The sequence below is a fragment of the Neptunomonas qingdaonensis genome, assembly GCF_900113275.1.
Taxonomy (GTDB): Bacteria; Pseudomonadota; Gammaproteobacteria; order Pseudomonadales; family Balneatricaceae; genus Neptunomonas; species Neptunomonas qingdaonensis.
On record NZ_FOOU01000014.1, the window covers coordinates 91511 to 108875 of the forward strand.

16 protein-coding genes and 2 rRNA genes are annotated in these 17365 nt (G+C 46.6%); 1 reads left to right on the forward strand and 17 read right to left on the reverse strand.

Features of this window, described 5'->3' with window-relative positions; genetic code table 11:
* Positions 1–47: 47 nt before the first annotated feature.
* From accD to leuC, 11 genes are all read right to left on the reverse strand, one after another.
* Positions 48–1010 (reverse strand): acetyl-CoA carboxylase, carboxyltransferase subunit beta, encoded by a 963-nt coding sequence (gene accD, locus BM099_RS16905; protein ID WP_090729665.1) that lies wholly within the window; start codon positions 1008–1010, stop codon positions 48–50.
* Between the two features lie 34 nt (positions 1011–1044).
* Positions 1045–1848, reverse strand: a complete 804-nt coding sequence (trpA, locus tag BM099_RS16910; protein ID WP_090729667.1) for a tryptophan synthase subunit alpha — start codon at positions 1846–1848, stop codon at positions 1045–1047.
* 21 nt (positions 1849–1869) lie between these two features.
* Positions 1870–3060 (reverse strand): tryptophan synthase subunit beta, encoded by a 1191-nt coding sequence (gene trpB, locus BM099_RS16915; protein WP_090729669.1) that lies wholly within the window; start codon positions 3058–3060, stop codon positions 1870–1872.
* 13 nt (positions 3061–3073) lie between these two features.
* Complete coding sequence (locus BM099_RS16920) at positions 3074–3700, reverse strand: phosphoribosylanthranilate isomerase (protein ID WP_090729672.1); 627 nt, start codon at positions 3698–3700, stop codon at positions 3074–3076.
* Positions 3701–3759: 59 nt separating this feature from the next.
* Positions 3760–4614: a tRNA pseudouridine(38-40) synthase TruA gene (truA, locus tag BM099_RS16925; protein ID WP_232349123.1), complete on the reverse strand. Its 855-nt coding sequence runs from the start codon at positions 4612–4614 to the stop codon at positions 3760–3762.
* Positions 4611–7592, reverse strand: a complete 2982-nt coding sequence (locus BM099_RS16930; RefSeq protein ID WP_090729674.1) for a motility hub landmark protein FimV — start codon at positions 7590–7592, stop codon at positions 4611–4613. Before BM099_RS16930 ends, truA begins: the two co-directional genes overlap by 4 nt.
* Positions 7593–7763: 171 nt before the next feature.
* Positions 7764–8786, reverse strand: a complete 1023-nt coding sequence (locus tag BM099_RS16935) for an aspartate-semialdehyde dehydrogenase (protein ID WP_090729676.1) — start codon at positions 8784–8786, stop codon at positions 7764–7766.
* 64 nt (positions 8787–8850) lie between these two features.
* On the reverse strand, positions 8851–9966 hold the full coding sequence (gene asd, locus BM099_RS16940) for an aspartate-semialdehyde dehydrogenase (RefSeq protein WP_090729681.1): 1116 nt from the start codon (positions 9964–9966) through the stop codon (positions 8851–8853).
* 105 nt (positions 9967–10071) lie between these two features.
* Entirely contained in the window at positions 10072–11154 is a 1083-nt protein-coding gene (gene leuB / locus BM099_RS16945; protein ID WP_090729683.1) for a 3-isopropylmalate dehydrogenase, read from the reverse strand.
* Positions 11155–11181: 27 nt separating this feature from the next.
* Positions 11182–11829, reverse strand: a complete 648-nt coding sequence (leuD, locus tag BM099_RS16950; protein ID WP_090729686.1) for a 3-isopropylmalate dehydratase small subunit — start codon at positions 11827–11829, stop codon at positions 11182–11184.
* Between the two features lie 33 nt (positions 11830–11862).
* A complete protein-coding gene (leuC, locus tag BM099_RS16955) occupies positions 11863–13284 on the reverse strand; it encodes a 3-isopropylmalate dehydratase large subunit (protein ID WP_090729689.1) in 1422 nt (473 codons plus the stop codon).
* A 253-nt stretch (positions 13285–13537) separates the two neighbouring features.
* Between leuC and BM099_RS16960 the strand changes: the two genes are divergently transcribed.
* Entirely contained in the window at positions 13538–13801 is a 264-nt protein-coding gene (locus BM099_RS16960; protein WP_090729693.1) for a hypothetical protein, read from the forward strand.
* Positions 13802–13823: 22 nt separating this feature from the next.
* On the opposite strand, the gene hisA is transcribed toward BM099_RS16960, so the two are convergent.
* The 6 genes from hisA to BM099_RS16990 all read right to left on the reverse strand — a co-directional run.
* Positions 13824–14585, reverse strand: coding sequence for a phosphoribosylformimino-5-aminoimidazole carboxamide ribotide isomerase (gene hisA, locus BM099_RS16965; protein ID WP_090729695.1), 762 nt, complete (start codon positions 14583–14585; stop codon positions 13824–13826).
* 86 nt (positions 14586–14671) lie between these two features.
* Positions 14672–14923, reverse strand: coding sequence for a cell division topological specificity factor MinE (minE, locus tag BM099_RS16970; RefSeq protein ID WP_090729697.1), 252 nt, complete (start codon positions 14921–14923; stop codon positions 14672–14674).
* On the reverse strand, positions 14920–15732 hold the full coding sequence (gene minD / locus BM099_RS16975; protein WP_090729699.1) for a septum site-determining protein MinD: 813 nt from the start codon (positions 15730–15732) through the stop codon (positions 14920–14922). Before minD ends, minE begins: the two co-directional genes overlap by 4 nt.
* Positions 15733–15787: 55 nt before the next feature.
* Positions 15788–16489, reverse strand: a complete 702-nt coding sequence (gene minC / locus BM099_RS16980; protein WP_090729701.1) for a septum site-determining protein MinC — start codon at positions 16487–16489, stop codon at positions 15788–15790.
* Positions 16490–16834: 345 nt separating this feature from the next.
* Positions 16835–16950: ribosomal RNA gene (gene rrf, locus BM099_RS16985) — 5S ribosomal RNA — on the reverse strand.
* 155 nt (positions 16951–17105) lie between these two features.
* Positions 17106–17365 (reverse strand): 23S ribosomal RNA (locus BM099_RS16990); the annotation flags it as partial.

Sequence of the window (17365 nt, forward strand, 5' to 3'; positions counted from 1 at the left end):
CTGCTTACCAAAAGAAAGGCCGGCGTTCACCGGCCTCAAACCACCTATCAGACATCCGAGTCTTTTATCGGCTGAGTAGGCGCCTGCTTATCACTTGCCTGAACTTTGCTCTTGGCGTCGACCTGAACAACTGCCGCCTCAACTTCAGCCGGGACAGCAAAGCGATGCGTAAACATTGAAAGAATCGAATGCAAACGCTGACGCATTTCAAGCCGGGAAACAATCATATCCACCTGACCATGCTCCAATAGGAACTCAGCACGCTGAAACCCTTCAGGTAATTTCTCTCGCACGGTTTGCTCGATAACACGCGGGCCAGCAAAGCCCACCAGCGCTTTAGGCTCAGCGATGTTCAGATCTCCCAGCATCGCCAAACTGGCAGAAACACCACCATAAACAGGATCGGTCAGTACCGAAATATACGGAATACCCGCCTGACGCATTTTCTCTAATGCCGCACTGGTTTTAGCCATTTGCATCAAGGAGATTAACGCTTCCTGCATACGCGCACCACCGGATGCTGAAAAGCAGACCAACGGGATCTTCTTTTCCAGCGCAACGTTGACGGCACGAACAAAGCGCTCACCAACTACCGCCCCCATCGATCCACCCATAAAGCGGAAGTCAAATGCAACCGCCACGACAGGCATCTCTTGAAGCTTACCCTGCATAGCTACCAGCGCATCTTTTTCACCGGTTTCTTTTTGAGCCGCCGATAAACGATCTTTATATTTTTTGGTATCGCGAAACTTAAGCCGATCTACCGGCTCCACTTCCGCTGCCAGCTCGGTAAACGAGCCTTTATCCAGAAAGGACTCCAAGCGCTGACGGGCCGCCAGACGCATGTGATGATCACACTTAGTGCAAACATTGAGGTTTTTTTCTAACTCAGGAAGATACAATACCGCTTCACACTTAGGACACTTCTTCCAAAGACCTTCAGGGACGCTCGCTCTTTTGTTCTCTGAACGTACGAGCGAGGGAACAATTTTGTCTAACCAATTACTCATGCTTATCTAAATCCCATTTGATAATTCGTTATTCTCAAGCGTCCATCGCACTACGCATTTGTGCAAGGATAGCCGCGACATCAATAGCAATCTCTTCAGGCTGATCTGCTTTTTCAGCAATCGCATTCACCAGCACACTACCCACGATAACGCCATCAGCAATTTTAGAGACCGCCGCTGCAGAAGCACCATCGCGAATCCCGAAACCGACACCGACGGGCATACTTGTATGACGGCGTATCACTTCAAGCTTACTGGCTACTTCATTAACATCCAGCGCTGCAGAACCCGTAACACCTTTAACTGATACGTAATAAACATAACCAGAGCCATATTCACAGACTTGCTCAATACGGCTTTCATCAGTCGTTGGAGCCAATAGATAAATCACATCTAGCGCATATTTTTTCATGATAGCAGCAAACTCAACAGACTCTTCTGGTGGCAAATCCACCGTCAGAACACCGTCCACTCCTGCCTCACTTGCTTTGTGTGCAAAATTTTCGTAACCAAGCGCTTCAATAGGATTAAGGTATCCCATCAGCACAACCGGTGTTGTCGCGTCTTTACTACGAAACTCTTTCACCATATCTAATACATCAACTAAGCGTGTACCGTGACTCAATGCACGCTCACAAGCCAACTGAATAACCGGCCCATCCGCCATAGGATCAGAAAAAGGCACACCTAATTCAATAATATCAGCGCCCGCCTCAACCATGGCATGCATCAACGGTACAGTGACCGTTAGTTGTGGATCTCCTGCGGTAATGTAAGGGATCAACGCCTTACGACCCACCGCTTTCAGAGATTCGAAACTTTGATTAATACGACCCATCTTCAAAATCTCCTTAGTGATTTAAAGCTCAATACCATCAATACCAGCAACGGTATGAATATCTTTATCACCACGACCCGACAAGTTAACCAGTACAATCTGATCCTTATCCATCTCTTTAGCGACTTTAATTGCATGAGCAACAGCATGACTTGACTCTAAAGCAGGCATGATACCCTCAACGCGGGTGAGCATTCGAAAGGCACTTAACGCCTCTTCATCTGTGACAGAAGCATATTCAGCCCGTCCAGAGTCCTTCAACCACGCATGTTCAGGACCGACACCTGGATAATCAAGACCTGCAGACACAGAATGCGTACCCATAATCTGCCCCGCATCATCAGACATCAAATAGCTTCTGTTTCCGTGCAGCACACCCGGACGACCGGCGCACAGCGGCGCAGCGTGCTGTCCGGTTTCAATGCCATAGCCGCCCGCTTCAACACCAATCATGCGAACACTGCTATCTTCGATAAACGGATGAAATAAACCAATCGCATTAGAACCACCACCCACGCAGGCAACCAGCACATCCGGCAAACGACCTTCATGTTGCATACACTGCTGACGAGCTTCGCGTCCAATCACACACTGAAAATCACGTACCAGCTTCGGATAAGGATGTGGACCTGCCGCGGTACCGATAATATAAAACGTATTATCAACATTGGTGACCCAATCGCGCATCGCTTCGTTCATCGCATCTTTTAATGTGCGAGTGCCTGACTCAACGGCGACAACTTCTGCGCCCAGCAGCTTCATACGATACACATTAAGCGATTGACGATGCACATCATCAACCCCCATATAAACTTTACACTCAAGCCCTAAACGTGCTGCTACAGTAGCAGAGGCAACACCATGCTGCCCGGCACCCGTTTCAGCAATAATACGAGGCTTACCCATAAACTTAGCCAGTAAAGCCTGCCCAATTGTATTATTGATTTTATGCGCACCGGTGTGATTCAGGTCTTCGCGTTTTAGGTAAATTTTTGCGCCGCCGACCTGTTTTGTCAGGCGTTCGGCAAAATAGAGGGGTGATGGACGGCCCACATAGTGAGCTAAATCACGATCAAACTCTTTTTGGAATTCTGCATCTTTAGATAGCTGCTCATAGACCTTTTCCAGGTCCTGAAGTGCTCCCATCAAGGTTTCAGATACAAAACGACCACCGTAAGGACCAAAGTGGCCTCGCTCATCAGGCAGCTGCATTAGAGCAGCCGGATCAGTTATTATTGGCACGTGCCACCTCTTCAAAAAAACATTTAATTTTATTCGCGTCTTTAAGACCCGCAGATGCTTCCACCCCTCCGCTGACATCAACAGCATAAGGAGCTACTTGTTCTATTGCCTGCGCAACATTCTCAGCAGATAAACCACCAGCAAGCACTATAGATGAGCGCATTGAAACAGGTATTCGCGACCACTCAAATGACTCTCCGGTTCCGCCGGGAACGCCGGGTTTATAAGCATCAAGCAATATACCTCGCGCTGATGAATAACAACCCACTTGCTGAATCAGATCCATATCCGGTTTCATGCGTAACGCTTTAATGTAAGGCCTGCCAAACTGCTCGCAATACTCAGGCGATTCGTTTCCATGAAATTGAAGCAGATCAACCTTTGTCAGTAAAATAATATCCCTAACAACATCGGGGTCCGCATCCACAAAAAGCGCAGTGGAGGTAATAAACGGCGACAAACCAGAGATTATTTCAGCAGCCACAGCAGGCTCGACATAACGCGGGCTTGGCTCATAAAAAACGAAACCCAATGAATGCGCCCCTGCCCTAACAGCTAAATGAGCATCCAGGCTACGAGTGATCCCGCAAATTTTTACGCGTACTGCCATGATTAAATCGATACATGATTAGACAAAGAAGCGATTCTAACAGAACTAACAGCTCAACGTTAGCCAGTTATATTAACGAAGTAAGGCCCGAGTTCAGATTTTGGTAGTGAATAAGTATCTGGATATTTCACATCAACAAAATAGAGGCCCGCAGACGGCGCAGTGATACCACCGGCACAACGGTTTTTCGCCTCCAGTACTTCTTTAGCCCAGACAGGCAAAGCTTCGCCTGCACCGATTGTCATCAGCACACCCGCTATATTCCTGATCATATGATGTAAAAAAGCATTCGCCCGGACATCGATCACGATCAAGTCACCAGACTGATAGACATTCAACTCCTTAACATCACGAACAGGGCTACTGGCCTGGCATGCCACAGCACGATATGAAGAAAAATCATGCTTTCCTACCAGATAGGTAGCGGCCAATTTCATTTTCTCGATATTCAACGGCTTGTATGTCCAGGTAATACCTTTCGTCAACAGTGCCGGCTTAACTTTGTGACTGTATATTAGATAACGATAGCGACGTTCAAGTGCGCTAAACCTAGCATGGAATGTATCATCAACCGGTACCGCCCAACGTATAGCAATATCATCCGGCAAATTAGTGTTTCCGCCCAGCACCCACGCCCGGTTTTCACGTTTTGCATGGCTATCGAAATGAATTATTTGATAGGTACCATTTACACCCGCATCAGTCCTGCCAGCACACACAACCGCTACCGGCTCGTTGGCTACAACAGACAACGCTTTCTGCACATGCCCCTGTACAGTAGGCACTTCATCGTTCTTCTGAATTTGCCAACCGTTATATCGGGCACCCGCATACTCTACACACAGCGCATACCGATAAAGGGCGACCGAAGTCGCCCCTTTTTCATTATTCAATGACTCTATTTCACGAATCAAGCAAGCCCCTCCAGCAACTCCTGAGCTTCCTCTTTCTGGGCATCACTCCCTTCCTGAGCAATCTCTTCAAGAATATCTCTGGCACCCTCGACATCATCCATATCAATATAAGCCCTGGCTAAATCCAGTTTTGTTTCAACTTCATCAGCACCGTCCAAAAAGCCTAAAGCATCCAGAGAATGATCTTCTTCAGATGACGTTTCTTCCAAAGCAATATCGTTATCTGTGCTGTTCAGTAATGCATCCAGCTCGCCATCCAGCTCTGCATCAAGATCATGCTCAATATTAGAGGTTAATTCCCGCGTAACTTCTTCATCCGAAGGCGTGCCTGGCAGTTCGTTTTCTTCGCCTTCAAGATCAAGGTCATCAAGATCGAAACCTGCCAAATCCATTGTTTCTTCTTCTGGCTCAGGCGTTGTTTCTACATCCAGATCAAGCCCAACAGGGTCTTCCAATAACTCCGCAACTTCAGCGGGAGACTCAACAATGTTTTCAACGACATCTGCTGCATCAAGCGATTCTTCTAAATCAAGCGCGTCGTCTAAATCAAGCGCATCCTCTAAACCAAACTCTTCAGTAGCAAGCTCGTCAGCAACAAGTGTTTCAGGAGTCAGCGCATCTTCATTTTCACTAACATTCAGGTCACTCAGTGGCTCATCTTCAGGCGTGATGTCGTCAGCTAAGAGCGAATCCAGATCTGCCATCAGATCAGTTTCAAAGTCCAGATCATCTTCATTGTCGGCTACGTCAGTCGCAACTGTAGGCTGCTCATCACCAAGATTATCCAGATCAAAATCAAGACCATCAAGATCAGCTTCAAGATCACTCAGGTCCTTACTCAGTTCTGAGGGCTTTTCTTCTGTCAGATTAAACTCAAGCTCGTCATCATCTGCCGAGGATACTTTCTCAGCAACAGCAGATACCTCTGCCGCATCAGAAACAACAGGACTCTCTTCGAACGAGCCCAACCCCAGCGACTCCAGGGTATCTTCAGCATCTGATAGATCTGAAATAGGATCAACCATATCCATACCCGAGTGTTCGTTAGCACCCCGGGACTTATCCAGCGTACCAAGCTCATCGCTATCGTCGGCCAAAAGCTCATCAAGCGCTGTGTCTGCTTCTACTGTCTCATCGGACAAATCATCTAATTCAAACTCTTCATCCAAATCAACCGATTCATTTTCGTCTGGCATCTCAAGAGCGGTATCATCAGCATTTTTCAGCTCTGACAACTCATCCAGCCCCAGATCAAACTCATCATCCTCAATTTCGTCTTGCTCACCTAAAATCGAGCCTAGCAAGTCGTCTTCATCCGGCTCGTCGATGACCTTTTTTTCAGAAGTCGCTACGGAAGGTTCTGCAACATCATCTATATCGATAGCCTCAAGATCACTATCAAATGACTCATCCAGATCCAGATCCATATCTAAGTTCAGATCATCAATATCATCGTCCAGATCAAAATCACTGGCGGCAAGGGTATCAGTATCTTCCTGTGATACTGCTGCTGCTGCTGCTGCTGCTGCTGCTGCTGCTGCTGCTGCTGCTGCTGCAAGATCATCAGATGTTTTTTCCGACACAGCAACTTTATTGTCCGACTTTTCATCAATAACCGGAGAGAAAAACTCTTCCTCTTCAACCGCATCTTCGGTTTTTTTCTTACGACGCAGTATCAGCCCTAAACCAACCAAGGCTGCGATAAGTCCACCACCAATACCAGCCAAGTACTCAGGGGTCTGTAGTATCTGATTCAACAAGCTTTTTTCAGCGACCGGAGGCGGTGGTTCAACAGGGACTGCTGGTTGATTAACTTGATTTTGCAATGCCGCCAACTGCTGATCTTTCAGTTCGATTAGTCGCTGCAAGGAATCAAGCTGCTGCTGAATAGCATCTAATTTATCATTTAGATCGACATTATCTCTTTCCAGACGATCTAGCGATTCAGAAGAAACAGCCAGCTGATTTTCTAACCGTTCATTTTTTTCAATCAACGTTTGTTTTTCAGGATCATCCGCCTGATTATTCTGATCGCTTAACGCCGCATCATCCTTATCAACTGACTCTGCAGGTGTTACTACTTTCAGCTGCCCTTTGTCAGCTTCATCTGCTTCTTCAGATTTTGCGGCGTCACTCTTTAAACTTTTTTTTGTTCCGTCTATTGGTGCTTTATCGGTAACCGGAGATTTTTGCTGCTTCCACAATGATGTTTGTCTATGAACTTCTGCTGCAGCCGCCTGTGATGAAACAGCCCTCGCTTCGGCTTCTGTTGGAAGGTTAAGCACCACACCCGCTTTTAAGTTATTAATATTTCCATCGAGAAAGGCTTGCGGGTTTTTCTGATGCATCGCGACCATCATCTGGTATGACGAAATATCCGGCGCTACACGATTCTCAATAGCCAAGCCCCAAAGCGTATCTTTAACATCCACATACGTCTGAGTTTTTTTATCCATACGCGTACGGATATTCGATACACCGGAAGTACTACGTGCAACCGGCGCAGCGGCCTGCACGTTTGAACGTGTCTGTACAGGAGCCGATACAGCGGGCTCGACAAGCCTCTGCGTTGGAGCCGGATCAAATACCGGAGGATCAAGCAACAGTGTATATTCACGCACCAAGCGCCCGCTAGGCCAATTCACTTCAACTAAAAAGTTGATAAACGGCTCTTTTACCGGCTCCCGCGAGGTGAGTACTATTACGCCACTACCATTGGGACTCACTTTCACCTGGAAACGGATATCAGACAGCGCCCTTTGCTGACTCATCCCAGCCAGCGCGAACTCATCTTGATCAGCCATCCTGGGACGGATCTGCAATGGATTCAAATCACGTATCTGGTGCAACTGAATTTCTGCATTCAGCGGCTCATTTAAAGCCGATTTTATCTTGATATCACCAAGCCCTAACGCATTAGCCTGTGTCGATACAAGAGCACCTGCAACAGCCAGACTCAAAGTAAGTTTGCGCAGCATTTTATATTCCTTAAGTTACCTACTGATTATTTCTTGCATAATCAGCAGGTTGCCGATCCGATATTTGTTCAAAGTATTGTTAATAAGTAGCAATCGGTCAAGAAACTGGGCAAATAAGCGTGAAATTTGCCTAATTATTCTTTTTTTAGCGATTAATATGCTGATTAATGCCTACAGATAGTCATTAATCAGCAACTCTGCGATCTGAACTACATTTAAAGCAGAGCCCTTTCGAACGTTATCGGCCGTGATCCAAAAACTTATACCCTGATGTCCATTTAAATCTTCCCTAATCCTGCTTACAAACACAGCATCACTTCCTGCAGCATCCGTGACTGACGTTGCAATATCCATTTCATCGCCTTTATCAACAACCTCAATCCCTTCTGATGCCTGTAAAATATCAGTGACTTCATCAGCGCTGATATAGGCCTGCGTCTCTATACCAACAGATTCGCCATGACCAAAAAACACCGGCACCCGGACACACGTCGGATTTACTCTAATGGAGGTATCATCCAGCACTTTTTGCGTATCCCAGACAATCCCCATTTCATCCCGGGTATAACCATTTTCCAAAAAAGCACCTACCTGGGGTATGTTATTAAACGCTATTTGCTTCTTGTAAACCTGCGATTCTATTTCACGCGCATTCAACAGCTGTGCGGTTTGTTTTGCCAGCTCTTCAACACCTTTTTTTCCTGAACCAGATACGGCCTGATAGGTGGAGACCGTAATTAACTCGATACCTACGGCTCTATGAATCGGCGCTAAAACCATCAACATCTGAGTCGTCATACCATCAGGTGTACTAACAATATGCCTGATGGAAAAATCGGCAAGTCGATATGCATTAACTTCTGGAATAACAAGCGGAACATCCGGATCATTGCGAAATGCAGCACTCGAGTCAATAACAACACAGCCAGCATCAGCAGCGATAGGCGCATATTGAGCAGACACTTCTTCTGGCGCACAGAAAAAGGCAATTTGTGCCTGACTAAAGTCAAAATCAACAACACTCTGCACTGTTACGCTATGCCCCTTAAACGATATTTTTGTAGCTTCGCTTTGCTCACTAGCCAACAGATATAAGTCACCGACAGGAAAACTGCGCTCTTCCAAAATGCTCAGTATATTTTCGCCAACCAATCCGGTTGCACCAACAACAACGACATTAAACGTTCTTTCCATCATACCCTCAAAAACAAAATAGCCCGAACAGTGTCGGGCTATTGAAAACTATATGAACTGCTTATCAGGCCCGTTCAATCAAAATCCGCAGCATACGACGCAACGGCTCAGCCGCACCCCAGAGTAACTGATCACCGACACTGAAAGCATTCAGGTACTGGCCACCCATTTTCATCTTACGCAGACGGCCTACCGGGACGCTCAGAGTACCTGTAACTTTAGCTGGTGTCAGCTCAGAAGCAGTAATATCGCGCGAATTCGGAATAACTTTTACCCAGTCATTCGCTTCAGCGATCATCGACTCAATTTCATCCAGGGGTACGTTCTGCTTCAACTTAATGGTGAAGGCTTGACTATGACAACGCATGGCACCGATACGCACACAAGTTCCATCAATTGGAATAGGGCTATCAGAGCGACCCAGAATTTTGTTCGTCTCAACAAACCCTTTCCACTCTTCTTTGCTTTGTCCATTTTCCAGCGCAACGTCGATCCATGGAATCAAACTACCCGCCAGTGGAACACCGAAATTATCAACCGGCATGTCCGAACTACGAATCGTCTCAGCGACTCGCTTATCGATATCCAGAATTGCACCGTTGACATCCAGTTGACCCGCTACAGAGTTATGGATAACACCCATCTGACTGATTAGCTCGCGCATGTGACGGGCACCGCCTCCGGATGCGGCCTGATAGGTCATGGAAGTCAACCACTCAATATGACCGGCTTTAAACAGACCGCCCAATCCCATTAACATCAAGGAAACCGTGCAGTTTCCGCCGACAAAGTTTTTAACACCCGCCGCCAGGCCTTTATCAATTACTTTTCGGTTTACAGGATCAAGAATAATGATACTGTCATCATCCATTCGCAATGTGGATGCTGCATCGATCCAGTAACCTTTCCAACCGGACTCACGCAGCTTTGAGAACACCTCTTTCGTGTAGTCCCCGCCCTGACAAGAAATAATCGCGTCCATGGTCTTCAGTGCTTCAATATCCATGGCATCTTTCAGTGCCGGAATCGATTTACCAATATCCGGGCCCGCTTCGCCAACCTGAGAAGTGGTAAAAAAGACGGGCTCTTCGATGTGATCGAAATCACGCTCTTCCATCATGCGTTGCATCAGCACAGAACCAACCATTCCACGCCAACCGACAAAACCTACACGTTTCATTGGTATCCCCAATTAAAAAAAAGTACATAGTACAAAAACATAAAAGCCGGCTTCCGAAGAATCCGACTAACGGCATATTATGTGCTGTTCAGAAACTAACGAACATTAGCCTTTAAGAGCAGCCACAACCGCATCACCCATTTGTGATGTGCTGACAGCGGTCATACCCTCCGACATAATATCGGCAGTGCGCAGATTCTGATCAAGCACCTGACTAACGGCCGCTTCAATTTTGTCTGCAGCTTCGCCAGCATCCAACGAGTAACGTAACATCATAGCGACTGAAAGAATCGTTGCCAATGGGTTTGCTTTACCCTGACCAGCAATATCCGGTGCAGAACCATGACATGGCTCATACATGCCTTTACCATTCACATCCAAAGATGCCGATGGCAACATGCCGATAGACCCGGTTAGCATAGCAGCAGCATCCGAAAGAATATCACCAAACATATTACCCGTAACCATAACATCAAACTGTTTTGGCGCACGTACTAACTGCATCGCTGCGTTATCAACATACATATGGCTCAGTTCAACATCTGGATAATCCTTCGCTACCTCTTCCATGATCTCACGCCATAACACAGTCACTTCAAGTACGTTAGCCTTGTCGACTGAACACAACTTCTTACCTCGCTGACGAGCGGCCTCAAAAGCTACCCGACCAATACGGCGGATCTCATTTTCGTCATAAACGTAGGTATTAAAGCCTTCACGAATACCGCCTTCTTTAACCCGGATACCGCGTGGTTGACCAAAATAGATCCCCCCAGTCAACTCGCGTACTATCAGAATATCCAAACCCGATACAATTTCAGGTTTCAACGATGATGCATGCGCCAATTGTGGATATAGAATAGCCGGACGCAGGTTACCAAATAAGCCAAGGTTTGAGCGGATGCCCAATAAACCTTTTTCCGGACGAATCTGGAAATCAGGATTGGTATCCCATTTAGGACCACCCACAGCCCCTAACAGGATTGCATCCGCTTTTTGTGCCGCTTCGAGTGTAGACGCTGGTAAAGGAACGCCATCGGCATCGATTGCCGCCCCGCCCACCAATGCTTCTGTGAATTCAAGATCTAATGAGAACTGTGAATTAACCAGCTCTAATACGCGCTTAGCCTGTGTAACAATTTCAGGGCCGATGCCATCACCAGGAAGAATCAGAACATTTTTACTCATCTTAAAATCCTTAACATATCTATTTTGTTATTTGATGGCATCAAACAACCAGGGTGTTTCCTGACGACGGCGAGCTTCATAAGCAGCGATTTCATCAGCATACTGCAGGGTTAAACCTATATCATCCAGACCATTCAGTAAGCAGTGCTTACGAAACCCGTCTACCTCAAAGGAAAAAGTTGCACCTGAAGGCGTAATAACGAGCTGTTTCTCCAGATCTACGGTCAACTGATAGCCTTCAGTAGCGTCAACCTCGTTAAACAGCTGATCGACTTGATCATCATTAAGGATGATAGGCAACAACCCATTCTTAAAGCAGTTATTGTAAAAAATATCTGCAAAACTTGGTGCTATCACACAGCGAATGCCGAAATCATCCAACGCCCACGGCGCATGCTCACGGCTGGAACCGCAACCAAAGTTTTCACGCGCAAGCAATACAGCGGCGCCTTGGTAACGCGCCTGATTTAATACAAAGTCAGGATTAACAGGGCGACCCGCACAATCCTGATCAGGCTGACCTTCATCCATATAACGTAATTCATCAAACAGGTTAGGACCAAAACCCGAACGCTTAATCGATTTCAGAAACTGCTTCGGAATAATCATATCCGTATCGACATTGGCACGATCTAACGGTGCAGCGATACCAGTAACCTTTGTAAAACTTTTCATTCTATTCTTCCTCTAGCTGAAGCTTACGCTACCTTAGCTGCCCATTAATTCACGAACATCAATGAAATGTCCGGTTACAGCGGCTGCAGCTGCCATCGCAGGGCTTACCAAATGAGTTCGCCCACCAAATCCCTGACGCCCTTCAAAATTACGGTTACTGGTAGAAGCACAGTGCTCACCATTACCTAATTTATCGGGGTTCATTGCCAAGCACATTGAGCAACCAGGCTCACGCCACTCTAAACCTGCTTCAATGAAAACTTTATCCAGGCCTTCTTTTTCCGCCTGCGCTTTCACCAAACCAGAGCCAGGCACAACCAGTGCCTGTTTGATAGTGGCTGCCACTTTACGACCTTTAACCACCTCGGCGGCTGCACGTAAATCTTCAATACGTGAGTTTGTACAAGAACCTATAAAGACACGATCCAACTGAATATCTGTAATCTTCTGATCGGCTTTTAATCCCATATATTTCAATGCGCGGCGAATACCATCCGCTTTAGTTGGATCAGATTCTTTATCTGGGTTAGGCACCGTTGCACCCACATTTACTACCATCTCTGGCGATGTTCCCCAAGTCACCTGAGGGAGAATATCTTCTGCCCGGATTTGAACGACCTGATCAAACTCAGCATCATCATCAGACACAAGCTCTTTCCAGGCAACTGCTGCTGCATCCCACTGCTCACCCTTAGGTGAAAACGGACGGCCTTTAAAGTAATCAATGGTGGTTTGATCTACAGAAACAATACCGACACGAGCACCCGCTTCGATGGCCATATTACAGATGGTCATTCGACCTTCCATTGAGATGTTGTGAATCGTGTCGCCGCCAAACTCAATGGCACAACCATTTCCACCGGCCGTACCGATCACACCGATAATATGCAACACTACATCTTTAGCTGTGACACCAGCACCTAGCGGACCATCGACACGCACCAACATGTTTTTCATTTTTTTGGCGATAAGGCACTGAGTTGCCATCACGTGTTCAACTTCGGAAGTACCGATACCATGCGCTAACGCACCAAATGCGCCATGGGTAGACGTATGAGAATCACCGCACACCACCGTAGAACCTGGCAATGTCATACCCTGCTCAGGGCCAACAACATGCACAATACCCTGACGTGTATCGTTCATTTTGAACTCAACAACGCCGAAGTCGTCACAGTTATCATCCAGTGTTTTCACCTGAATACGCGAAACCGGATCAACGATCAGATCAACGCCCCCTGAACGCTCGGTGGTAGGCACGTTATGATCGGGCGTAGCCAAATTGGCATCAACACGCCACAATTTACGACCCGCAAGACGCAGCCCTTCGAATGCCTGCGGCGAGGTGACTTCATGAAGAATCTGACGATCGATATAGATTAAAGAGCTGCCATCTTCACTCTGGCGAACAAGATGTTGATCCCATAATTTGTCATATAATGTTTTACCCGCCATCAGAGAGCTCTCCTGTATCCGGTTGTATGGGCACCTCACAACAGCTTAGCTATTATTAAGTCACCCCTGATTATGACGCTATCCTAATAGAGCATCAGAAATTATACAAATTCATATTTTTTATACTTTTGATTCCTGAAAGGAATAGCAAATAAAATGCAAACTACCAACTATTTTACTGAACTGCTTTATATCAATGTTTACCGCAGCCAACTCGTTAAAATAAGCGCGATAAGTAACAGCGGATAACAGTATGAAGCCAGACACAACAACCGCAATGCACAACCTGATTAATGAGGTTCGGTTTACCGTTCCCTTTGAGCTACCCATGAGTGAGCTATGTTCAGGTATCTGTACAGGATGCTCTAAAAAACTGATCGATTTTCTCGACATGGAGTTGGGGGAGTGGGAGCAAAGACTTAAGCAAGGGGAGAAGCCGGGCCTGGGAGATATCAATAAACTCGCCAAGACCAGCCAGAAGATCTATCGTGTTCTGCAGAAAAACAAGTTAGTCTGATATTTAAAAATCAAAACTACTGTTATCCGTTATGTTGATTCCATTCAATACATTCATTAAGCGTGACACCATTACCACCAAAAATATCCAGCGCACTGCCAATCGTTAAATCCACCTTCCCTGCGGATAACTGATGCACCAACGCAAGATCTTTCAGCGCGCGCGCACCACCGGCATAGGTCACAGGAATCGTCGTAATATCGCCTAACAATTTCACTAAATCCTGATCGATACCCGCCTGCAAACCCTCTACATCAGCAGCATGGATCAAAAACTCGGCGCAATGCTTTTCCAATTCTTGCAAGGTCGGCAGATCAATCACCGTATCCGTAACAGTCTGCCAGCGGTCTGTGGCTATATTCCATCCATTTTCTGTGCGACGACAGCTCAGATCCAACACAAGTTTCTGAACTCCGGTTTCCGCTTTAATCTTCTCCAGACGCTCCCATGAGAACCGCCCGTGTTCAAACAGATAAGAGGTCACAATAACATGCGAGGCTCCGGCCCTTAGAAATCCAGCAGCATTTTCGTGATTGACCCCACCACCAAACTGTAGCCCGCCGGGCCAGCTCTGCAGGGCCAGTAACGCTTGTTCTTTATTCCCTGGACCCAACGCAATAACATGCCCGCCAGTAAGGTTATGCTCACGATATAGGTGTGCATAGTGTGCTGCATTATAAGCACTGACAAAGTTAGTGGTAGCACCCTGGTCATTCAGACTACCACCCACTATTTGCTTAACCTGCCCCTGATGCAGATCGATACAAGGACGAAACTGAGTCACTCTCATCTCCGGGTTAAAAAAGGCGCCTAACACATCATCAGAGATCCGCTAATCACGCCTTGGTTGTAGGCTAACGACTTAGCGGACTACTCAGGCAAAGTAATATTTAATTCCAACACGGAACAATCATCAGTGTTATCCAACTGCACGGAGACCTGATCCGAATCGATATTCACATATTTGCGAATTACATCAATGATCTCCTGTTGCATCAGCGGCAGATAATCAGGCTGCAGACGCTTATTACGCTCGTGTGCAACAATAATCTGCAAACGCTCTTTAGCAACCGAAGCTGAACGCGTTTTTTCCTTCTTTAAAAAGTAATTGAAAATGCTCACTTTTTGCCTCCCAGTAGCCGCTTCAGGAATCCTTTTTTCTGCACTTCAAGGAAGCGGTGTTCAACTTCTTCGCCCAGCAAGCGCGATACAGCATCAAGATACGCCTGCCCAGCCTCAGACTCCTGATCCAGAATAACTGGAGCACCTTGGTTCGACGCTTTTAATACAGCCTCAGATTCCGGAATAACACCCAATAAAGGTACAGCCAGAATATCTTCAACATCAGCAACACTTAGCATCTCAGTAGCCGCGACACGCTCAGGACTGTAGCGGGTCAGTAGCAAATGTTCCTTCACTGAACCACCCTGCTCCGCCTTCAAAGACTTGCTCTGCAAAATACCAATGATACGATCTGAGTCACGTACAGAGGAGACTTCCGGGTTAGTGACAACAATGGCTTCATCTGCAAAATACAACGCCATCTGCGCGCCCTGCTCGATACCTGCGGGTGAATCACAAATGATATATTCAAAGTCTTCAGACAGATCATTTAACACGGTCTGTACGCCTTCCATAGATAAGGCATCTTTATCACGTGTCTGCGATGCAGGTAGTATATACAAACCGGGGGTACGCTTATCTTTAATCAGCGCCTGATTTAAACTGGCTTCCTTTTTAATCACGTTAACAAAGTCATACACAACCCGTCGCTCACATCCCATGATTAAATCAAGATTACGCAAACCCACATCAAAATCGATCACGACTGTTTTAAAACCACGCAGCGCCAAGCCTGTTGCGATTGCAGCACTTGTCGTTGTTTTACCTACGCCACCCTTACCGGACGTCACTACAATAATTTTAGCCACTGGAATTCCTCATTAACTGTTTTGATCAACCCATTCGTCCGCACAATGCCTCTGGCTAAAGCGCTGCAACCTGAATGGATTCACCTTCTAAAAATGCATGTGCCGCTTGTTTCCAGCACTGCTCACGCAGCTTATCATTCAATATAAAATAGCCAGCAATAGAGACTAACTCCGCTTCCATCTGACGACAGAAGATACGTGCATCTGTATCGCCTTGAACACCCGCTAAAGCACGCCCACGTAACGGGGCGTAAACATGAATATGGCCATCCGCTAATACCTCAGCACCTTCGCTAACCGCCGCCATTAAAATCAGATCAGCGCCTTCTGCATACACCTGCTGTCCGGAGCGAACCGGCTTGGTAATAACTTTACTGGGGCGAAAAATAGCCGCTTTTTCATCCACACGTTGAGCAGGCTCAACCTGAATTTCAGTTGCCCGGGCATTTGATGCGGGTAAGGACGCCAGCCCTAATCGCATGACGGTTGACGCCAACTTTCCGCCAACCGCTTTACAAGCAATCGGCTGTAACCCCAACTCACGACAGGAACCGACAACTTGATGTAGTTGTTCGGCTTGAAGCTCACCATCATACGAAGCAAGGTTGAGAACAAGAGGAGATGCGTTGAAAAATTGCGGAGCTGAATCAATTTTTTGTTTTAACTGCTCAAAAAACTGATCCGGTGAATAATCATATAGATCCATAACAACCGCCGTCACAGCGGTGCCTTTCATCTGAAAACAAACATTTGCCATTCAGCAATCCTAACCTACCAATAAAAACCGACACACTAGCTAACCCGTCTGCCCTAGCCGTTTGTACGCGTGAGCAGAATAATCAAATAACAACTAGTTCAGAGCGCTACTTTAGCAAATACATCCAATATCAGGAAACGAAACCGACCCCATATTGATAAATTTATGACGCAAGTGCAAAAATCAATGACTTACTGCTGTGTAAAGGGAAACTACCAAGATATAAGCGCTCCATTTCCTATCAATTATCCGTAATTAGCCGCTTTCAACTTGCTAGTTTTCACTACTTTTCCACGGCTATAAAAAAACCCCGATCACAGCGTGATCGGGGTTTCTCTATTAGGTGCTTGGCAATGACCTACTCTCACATGGGGAAACCCCACACTACCATCGGCGCTAAAACGTTTCACTGCTGAGTTCGGGATGGGATCAGGTGGTTCCATTTCGCTATGGTCGCCAAGCGTAAACTGTCACAACGAGGATTTGATGAATGTTTTCTGTTGGTATCTTTTGTCTGTGTCTGTGTTAACAAGCGCTAGTCTGTAACTTTATCTCTTACGGTGATGCCTACTTCATTCAGCATCACAACATGCTTCCCACACGCCTTTGGCGTTATATGGTCAAGCCTCACGAGCAATTAGTACTGGTTAGCTCAACGCCTCGCAGCGCTTCCACACCCAGCCTATCAACGTCTTAGTCTTAAACGGCTCTTTAGGGGAATCAAGTTCCCAGCGAGATCTCATCTTGAAGGGGGCTTCCCGCTTAGATGCTTTCAGCGGTTATCCCGTCCGAACGTAGCTACCCGGCAATGCCACTGGCGTGACAACCGGAACACCAGAGGTTCGTTCACTCCGGTCCTCTCGTACTAGGAGCAAC